The organism is Falsiroseomonas oryzae (assembly GCF_027856955.1).
GTDB classification, from domain to species: domain Bacteria; phylum Pseudomonadota; class Alphaproteobacteria; order Acetobacterales; family Acetobacteraceae; genus Falsiroseomonas; species Falsiroseomonas oryzae.
Map to the genome: position 1 here is coordinate 1 of NZ_JAPSMD010000329.1, position 5,939 is coordinate 5,939.

6 protein-coding genes are annotated in these 5,939 nt (G+C 72.9%); all 6 read left to right on the plus strand.

Features of this window, described 5'->3' with window-relative positions:
- Positions 1-1,615, plus strand: a 1,615-nt coding sequence (locus OZN99_RS23320) for a DNA translocase FtsK (protein WP_270937651.1), incomplete at its 5' end; no start/stop codon positions are given.
- Between the two features lie 5 nt (positions 1,616-1,620).
- A complete protein-coding gene (locus OZN99_RS23325) occupies positions 1,621-3,276 on the plus strand; it encodes a patatin-like phospholipase family protein (protein ID WP_270937652.1) in 1,656 nt (551 codons plus the stop codon).
- The gene (locus OZN99_RS23330; protein ID WP_270937653.1) at positions 3,260-3,460 is read left to right on the plus strand and encodes a hypothetical protein; all 201 of its coding nucleotides are present in this window, start codon (positions 3,260-3,262) and stop codon (positions 3,458-3,460) included. The genes OZN99_RS23325 and OZN99_RS23330 overlap by 17 nt, the downstream gene beginning before the upstream one ends.
- 36 nt (positions 3,461-3,496) lie before the next feature.
- The gene (locus tag OZN99_RS23335) at positions 3,497-4,318 is read left to right on the plus strand and encodes an alpha/beta hydrolase (protein WP_270937654.1); all 822 of its coding nucleotides are present in this window, start codon (positions 3,497-3,499) and stop codon (positions 4,316-4,318) included.
- Positions 4,319-4,380: 62 nt separating this feature from the next.
- Positions 4,381-4,911, plus strand: coding sequence for a GNAT family N-acetyltransferase (locus OZN99_RS23340; protein WP_270937655.1), 531 nt, complete (start codon positions 4,381-4,383; stop codon positions 4,909-4,911).
- Positions 4,912-5,026: 115 nt separating this feature from the next.
- Positions 5,027-5,905 (plus strand): DMT family transporter, encoded by an 879-nt coding sequence (locus tag OZN99_RS23345; RefSeq protein WP_270937656.1) that lies wholly within the window; start codon positions 5,027-5,029, stop codon positions 5,903-5,905.
- Positions 5,906-5,939: the final 34 nt, after the last annotated feature.

A 5,939-nucleotide genomic window follows, 5' to 3' on the forward strand; every position in this document is an offset into this window, starting at 1 on the left:
GCCGGCTGCCGGCCGCAAGCTGCCGGCGCCGCGCGTCGCCGAGCGCGGCGCCGCGAAGCCGGCCACCGGGATGCGCCAGGCCAGCCTGCCGCTGCAGGAGGCCGCCTGGTCCTTCCCCCCGCTCGACCTGCTGACGGGCCCGCCGGTGAAGCGCGTCGCCGGACCGTCGGAGGAGGCGCTGCAGGGCAATGCCCGCATGCTGGAGACGGTGCTGGAGGATTACGGCGTGCGCGGCCGGATCGCGGAGATCCGCCCGGGCCCCGTGGTCACGCTGTACGAGCTGGAGCCGGCGCCCGGCACGAAATCCGCCCGGGTGATCGGCCTGGCCGACGACATCGCGCGGTCGATGTCCGTCACGGCGGTGCGCATCGCGACGGTGCCGGGTCGCAACGTCATCGGCATCGAGCTGCCGAACGCCCGGCGGGAGACGGTGCTGCTGAGCGAGCTGCTGGCCAGCGAGGACTGGGTGCGGCATCCCGGCCGCCTGAACCTGGCGCTGGGCAAGGACATCGGCGGCGCGCCGGTGATCGCGGACCTGGCGCGCATGCCGCACCTGCTGATCGCCGGCACCACCGGCAGCGGCAAGTCGGTGGCGATCAACACGATGATCCTGTCGCTGCTGTACCGCCTCAGCCCCGACGAGTGCCGCTTCATCATGATCGACCCGAAGATGCTGGAGCTTTCGGTCTATGACCGCATCCCGCACCTGCTGGCCCCGGTCGTGACCGATCCGCGCAAGGCGATCGGCGCGCTGAAGTGGACGGTCCGGGAGATGGAGCGGCGCTACCGCGCCATGTCGCAGCTCGGCGTGCGCAACATCGCGGGCTACAACGACAAGGTGGCCGCGGCGCGGCAGCGCGGCGAGGTGATGACGCGCCGCGTGCAGGTGGGCTTCGACCCGGAGACCAATCGCCCCCTGTTCGAGGACCAGCCGCTGGTGCTGGAGAGCCTGCCGATGATCGTGGTGGTCATCGACGAGATGGCCGACCTGATGATCGTCGCCGGCAAGGAGATCGAGGCGGCGGTGCAGCGCCTGGCGCAGATGGCGCGCGCGGCGGGCATCCATGTGATCATGGCGACGCAGCGGCCTTCGGTGGACGTGATCACCGGCACGATCAAGGCGAACTTCCCGACGCGCATCAGCTTCCAGGTGACATCGAAGATCGACAGCCGCACCATCCTGGGCGAGCAGGGCGCGGAGCAGCTGCTGGGCCAGGGGGACATGCTGCACATGGCCGGCGGCGGCCGGATCAGCCGCGTGCACGGCCCCTTCGTCTCCGACACGGAGGTGGAGGAGATCGTCGCCTTCCTGCGCAGCCAGGGCGAGCCGTCCTATGTGGACGAGGTCACGGAGACCGAGGACGAGGACGAAGGCGGCGGCGCGCTGCCGGGGATGCTGGGCGGCAACACCGATGGCGAGGCGTCGCTCTACGATCGCGCGGTGGAGCTGGTCACGCGCGAGGGCAAGGCGAGCACCAGCTTCGTGCAGCGCCATCTCGGCATCGGCTACAACCGCGCGGCCAAGCTGATCGAGCAGATGGAGAAGGAAGGCGTGGTCGGCCCGGCCAACCACGTCGGCAAGCGCGAGGTGCTGGCGCCGGGGCCGCGGGAATAGGCGCCGTGACCGCCAGGGGCGCGGAGGCGCCGGAAGACGCCGATGGACGCGTGCTCGGCGTGTTCGAGGGCGGCGGCGCGAAGGGCCTTGCGCATGTCGGGGCGCTTGCCGCGGCGGAGCGCTTGGGCCTGACCTTCGCGGGTGTGGTCGGGACCTCGGCGGGTGCCGTGATCGCGACCTTCGTCGCCACGGGGCTGACGGCGAACGAGATCTTCGACCCGGCCCGGCAACCCCGGATCGCGGATCACCTGCGCGACCCGTCGCGCCACCCGGCCGTGCACATCCTCCGGGAGGTCGCCGGGCGTCGGCCGGTCGACCTGTTCGGGCGAGACTGGAAGGGCTTCCGGGCCGTGCTGCGCGCGCTCGGCGCCCGCAAGCGGGCAAGCGGGGTCGTGCGGCGGGCGGCGGATGCGGTCGGGGCTGTCGTTCAGCTGATGGTCCGCGGGATCCTCCAGCGCGGCTGGTTCGACCCGAACACCGTCGAAGCGGCGATGGAGGAAATCCTCCAGCAGCGGCGACGGGCCGGAGCCCTGTTGCCGCCGCCGGCGGGCACGCGATGGGGGCCGCGCGTGACCTTCGCGGAAATGCCGATGCCGCTGCGGATCGTGGCCACCGATGTGGGACGCGGCATGCCCTTCGTCATGGACCGCGACAACACGCCGGACCTGGCAGTCGCCACGGCGGTCGCCGCTTCCGTGGCCGTCCCCGGCGTGTTCCGACCCGTCGAGATCCGCGTCGCTTCCGCGCGGGCCGCGCGGCAGCTGCACCTGCTGGACGGCGGCATGGTTTCCAACCTTCCCCTCTGGCTGTGCGACGACGAACGCGCCGCGGATCCGGATCTGCCCGTCCTCGCCTTCCGGATCGCCGACACGCCGGCCGACCTGTCGCGGCTGGTGGGCTTCGCGGCCGCCGTCGCACGGACCGCGGTGTTCGGCGCGCAGGAGACCTGGGCCGCAAGCCAGGACCACGTGCTATGGATACCGCTGCGCGTGGATGAAGTGGACATGCTCGACTTCGACATGGATCTGGCCCGTGCGCTGGAGGTGCATGCGGCGGGGTTCCGTGCCGCGGAGAACGCGCTGGATGCGCAGCGCATGCTGCTGCCCTGGAACCAGCGTTCGCTGATGGATGCCTTTGGTCACGAGGCGCGGGCGCCGATCGCGGCGGCATGCGGGGTCGCGGCCGACGGCCTACGCCTGCGCGTGAGCATCGTCATCCGGGTGTCGCGGCGGCGGCTGCGCGTCCTGCGGTTGAACGGAGCGCGAGAGCGGCGCCGCCAGGACCTGACGCTCTGGATCGAGGACTCGATCGCCGGACGTTGTCTCACCACACGGGACGCAGTGTGCTGGCTGCGGCGGGATGGCGGGCGGATCGTGACGGCCGAGGGGTCGGCCCCCTTCCCGGACGACCCGCCCATGGAGTCCACCTGGCAGGCGACCTGGGCGTTTCCGCTCTTCGCCGATCCTGGCGCCTATGCCATCAAGGCGCCGCACGATCGCCCGGAACCACTGGGCACGATCAACATCGACGTCGACCACCCCCCGTCGGACGAACGCACGGCATTGGGGGTGGCCGCCGCCTTGCTGACCGACGCACACTTCCTCAACCAGTTCCTGGCTGGGTTGCACAGATGGAGGCGCTACGATGGGCTCGACGAATGAGGACAGTCTCGCCGACACGCCGGAAAGCCACGCCGAGCGTCGCCGTGCGACGGAGCGCCGGCCCGAAGCGAAGCACCTCTACGTCCATGGGCGGGAGGTGACGAGCGACCGCGAGGCGCTGCTGCGCGTCGAGCGGGTGCGCAAGGCGGCCGCCGAGCGTGGTATCGTCGTGGTCAAGCGCTGATGACGGCGGCCGGCAACCCGGCTGCCTGACGGCGACGTGCCGATCCTCTCCGCGGGCATCGTTGCGGTTCTCGCCCTCGGCGCCTTCGGCACGGCGCTCTATGCCTTCCAGGACCGGCTGATCTACTTCCCCGATCCGGCGCCGCCGCCCGCGCCCGCGGCGCTGGGGCTGCGCGGCGTGGAGGCGGTGCGGCTGCGGACCGCCGACGGGCTGGAGATCCTGGGCTGGCGCGTGGCAGCGACACGGCCGGATGCGCCGGTGGTGCTCTACCTGCACGGCAATGGCGGCAGCCTGCTGCACCGCGCCGGGCGCGTGGCGCGCTTCCAGGCGCTGGGCTGGGGCGCGCTGCTGGTGCAGTGGCGCGGCTATGGCGGCAACCCCGGATCGCCGGGCGAGGCACGGCTTGCGGAAGATGCCCGCGCCGGCCTCGCGGCGCTGCAGGCGGAGGGCGTGCCGGCGCGGCGCATCGTGGTCTGGGGCGAATCGCTCGGCACCGGTCCGGCCATCCGGCTGGCGGCGGAGCAGCCGGAGGCGGTGGGCGCGGTGGTGCTGGAATCGCCCTACACCAGCCTCCTGGCGCTGGCGCGGCTGCACTATCCGCTGCTGCCATCCGGCCTGCTGCTGCGCGACCGCTACGACAACCTGTCCCGCATCGCGGAGGTCCGCGCGCCGATCGTGATCCTGCAGGGCGCGCGCGACACGCTGGTGCCGCCGGCGATGGGCCGCGCCCTGGCCGCCGCGGCGACCGCGCCGGTGGAGCTGTGGGAAGCGGCCGAGGCCGGCCACAACGAGATCGGCGCGGCCGGCGGCGTGGAGGCGGCTTCCCGCTTCGTGGCGCGGCACTTGCAGGGCCGGTGACGCGCTGGCGCGGTGCCCGTCCGGGGCATCGCGATGCCGCACGGACTCGCACCGGAGGTCGGATGACGATCATCGAGGAACTGGACGCCGCCGCCGCGGCGCGGGAACTGCCGGCCCTGGCCGAGGTCATGCGCCTCTGCGTCGAGGCCGGCGCGAGCGTGAACTTCGTGCTGCCCTTCAGCCAGGCGGACAGCGAGGCCTGGTGGCGGCGCAACGTGCTGCCCGCGCTGGAGAGCGGCGAGCGGCGGCTGCTCGTGGCGCGGGTGGAGGGCCGCATCCTCGGCGCGGTGCAGCTCGCTTTCGCGCCGCAGCCCAACCAGCCGCACCGCGCCGAGGTGACGAAGCTGCTGGTGCACCCCGAGGGACGCCGGCGCGGGATCGGGCGCGCCCTGATGACGCGGCTGGAGGCGATGGCGCGCGAGGCCGGGCGCAGCCTGCTGATCCTGGATACGGTAGAGGGCAGCGCGGCGCAGCGCCTGTATGAATCGCTCGGCTGGACGCTGCTCGGCGTGGTGCCGCGCTTCGCCCTCTCCACCGACCGCACGCGGCTGGAGGGTTCGGCCTTCTTCTGGAAGGAGATCGCCGCGGCCTGACGCACGGGCTGTGCGGTCGGGCACAGCGGCCTGGCGCAACTCCGTGCTTCCGATGAGTGGGGACCCGCGTGGCGCGATCGGCGCGCCGCCGGGTCCCGCCGACCGGAGGCACCTCATGCGGACCTTCCTCGAGACGCCCGTGATGCGCGGCATCGCGCTGTTCGTCGTGGCGCAGCTCGCCTTCGTCACCGAAAACGTGCTCGTCCACCACCTCGGCGCCGGCATCGAGGTGGAGCAGCTGACGCTGTCGCGCGGGCTCGCGATCCTGCTGCTGGTCGCGGTGCTGGCACGGCGGCAGGGGCTCGGCGTGCTGCGCACGGAACGGCCCTGGCTGCATGTGCTGCACGGCCTGCTGATGCTGACCGCACTCTGGGCGATCTTCCACAGCTTCGCCCATCTGCCCTTCGCCGATGCCGGCACGCTCACCTATCTCCGCCCGGTCTTCGTGACGCTGCTCGCCGCCCTGGTGCTGCGCGAACTGGTGCCGGCGCGGCGCTGGCAGGCGATGGGCATCGGCTTCGCCGGCGCCGTCGCGGTGTTCGGGCCGGGCTTCGCGGCCTGGCACCCGGCCTACGCCATCGCCGTGGCCGGTGCCCTGCTCATCGCCGTCTCGATCATCGTGGGCAAGTGCCTGCTGGGGCGCGACGGGCCGGTGACGGTGATCACCTGGCAGGCGCTGGTGCTGGTGGCAGGGTCGGGCGGCGCGCTGGACGCGGCATGGCGGCTGGAGGATCTGCCGGCGCTCGCCGGGGTGGGCCTGTCCGGCGCGCTGTTCCTGTGGCTGGCGCTCTGCGCGATGCGGATCGCGCCGAACTCCGTGCTGGCGCCCTACGAATATGCGCGGCTGCCGCTGATGCTGCTGCTGGCGCTCTGGCTGTTCGGCCAGGTGCCGGGCTGGGCGACGGTCGCGGGCGCGGCGCTGATCCTGGCGTCCGGCGCCGCGCTGCTCGCCGGCGAGCGGCGCGCGGCGCAACGCGGGCCGCAGGCGGCATGAGGACGGTTGCGGCCGCCGGCGGAAGGTCGCACAT